Below are 1977 nucleotides of genomic sequence, written 5' to 3'. Positions count from 1 at the left end.
GGCTTTGGGATCTACTACTGGTCCATCAATCTGGGGGCGTTCCTGTTCCCGCTGGTCCTGGTGCCGTGGCTGAAGCACAGCTACGGCTGGCACTGGGTGATCATCGCCGCCGCCATCGGCACCGGGACCATGCTCATCCCCATGGCCCTATTTTTCCGCGAACCGGCCCGGCCCACGGAGGGCTCGGCGGCGCGGGCCAGCCTGGTGCAGACGCTGGCCAATGCGTTCGAGATCGTCTTTTCGCCGGTCGTGATGGCCCACCGCCTGGCCCGCCGGTCCCTGCCGGCGGCGACGGGTGTCGCCGTCGGCCTGCTGGCGTTCGGCGCGTGGGCGGTGTATGAGTACGCCACGCCGCCCGAAGCCGAGATCTACGTCGAAGCGGTGCCCCACACCCGCTGGGGCAAGACGCTGCTGGTGGCGGTGCGGCGCGACCAGTCCAATCCGGCGGATTTCCGGCTGCAGGAGGCGGGCGCCAATCCCGCCCAAGCCGGCCGGCCGCTGTACCGCCTCGAAGTGTTCAAGTCGTCAGACCAGCCGGGCTTCCTGGATGCGCTGGTGACGGAACTGCGGGAGCGGCTGGACTGGCAACAGCTGGACCAGGCGGTGCTGCGGCAGATCCTTCAGGAGTCGGAGCAGCGGCCGGTGCTGCGGGTGAGCCGCCAGCCGGGCGGCCCGTCGGGCGAGGCGGCCGCGGCGGTCGATCTGCGCCGAACCGGTCCCGGACGCTATCACCTGCAGGTGCGCGCCGGGCAACCGGACGATGCGGTGTTGACGGCGGCGCTGAGCCGCGTCGAAGACGAGCCGCTGCTGGTGGGGGTGGAGCGGGGCGCCCTGCGCGAGGCGCTGGACGAGACCGCGCGCCGGCCGTTCTTCCTCCTGTTTCTGTTCCTGTTCTTCGCCACCGCTTTACTGGCGGTGATTCTGCGGGAGCGGCTGCAGGCCGGCGCGGCGGCCGCCGGCCGGTACATCCCGTGGCTGGTGGTGGCGGCGATGCTGGGCAGCATCTGGCTGCTGCCAGGCCTGACCCTGTTCGCCCGGATCCTGTGCTCCTGCGTCTACCTGACCATCCTGAGCGTGTTCCGGATGGATCTGGCCGACACGGCGCGCTTCCGCGACCACTTCCGCTTCCTGTTGATGATCTTCATCTACTCCGGTTTCTGGGTCCTCTACTTCCAGATGTTCGATTCCGTGCTCTGGTACGTCAAGGCGTATGTGGACGCCGCGCCGCTGGATGATCTCGTCAACTCGGCGCTGGCCGCGCTGGGTGTGGCGTGGCGCTGGCGCTTCGACGTGGAGCACGTCACCGTGATCAACGCCGGCACCATCATCGCGCTGCAGCTGGTGATCTCCAAACTGTTCGAGAAGCGGTCCGCCCTGCCCACCATGATCACCGGCATCGTGCTGGGCACCGCCGGATTCGCCATTCTGGCCATCTCGCCTCACATCTGGGTGTTCGTGCTGGGGAACATCGTTTTCTCGCTGGGCGAGATGACCGCCCACCCGAAGTTCTTCAGCTATGTGGGCCAGATCGCCCCGCGGGCGCACGTGGCCATGTACATGGGCTACCTGTCGCTGTACGGCGTGATCGGGTCCAGCATCGCCGGGGTGCTGGGCGCCAACCTCTATGTCCGGTTTGTCGACCGCATGAACCAGCCGCGGCTGCTGTGGCTCATCTTCGCCGGAATCGGTGCCGCCACGGTCGTCGGGTTGCTGCTGTATCACAAATTTCTGAATCCCCACCAAAAGGCGGCGGCCGATGACGCGACCGCCTGAGCCGCGCCCCGGCGCCGACGCCGTTTGCAAGGAGTTCGTCGATGCCCGCTGACAATTTCCTCCGCTTCCTCCAGAAGGAGCACCTCGCCTTCATGGACGGCGCGATGGGCACTTACCTCTTTCAGCAGGGCGTACCCATGGACACCTGCATCGAGTCGCTCAACCTGAGCCAGCCGGCTCAGGTGCTGGGCGTGCACCGGGCCT

Annotated in this window: 2 protein-coding genes; both read left to right on the top strand. The window is 67.4% G+C overall.

The features are described from left to right. Nucleotides 1-1773 (top strand): hypothetical protein (locus GX414_15240; protein ID NLI48456.1); only part of this gene is annotated, 1773 nt, incomplete at its 5' end. Nucleotides 1774-1814: 41 nt separating this feature from the next. Then, the coding region (locus GX414_15235; GenBank protein ID NLI48455.1) for a hypothetical protein at nucleotides 1815-1977 on the top strand (163 nt) is incomplete at its 3' end.

Source organism: Acidobacteriota bacterium, assembly GCA_012517875.1.
Classification (GTDB): domain Bacteria; phylum Acidobacteriota; class JAAYUB01; order JAAYUB01; family JAAYUB01; genus JAAYUB01.
Note: the sequence above shows the minus strand (reverse complement) of the source record. Positions and strands in the feature narration are given on the sequence as shown.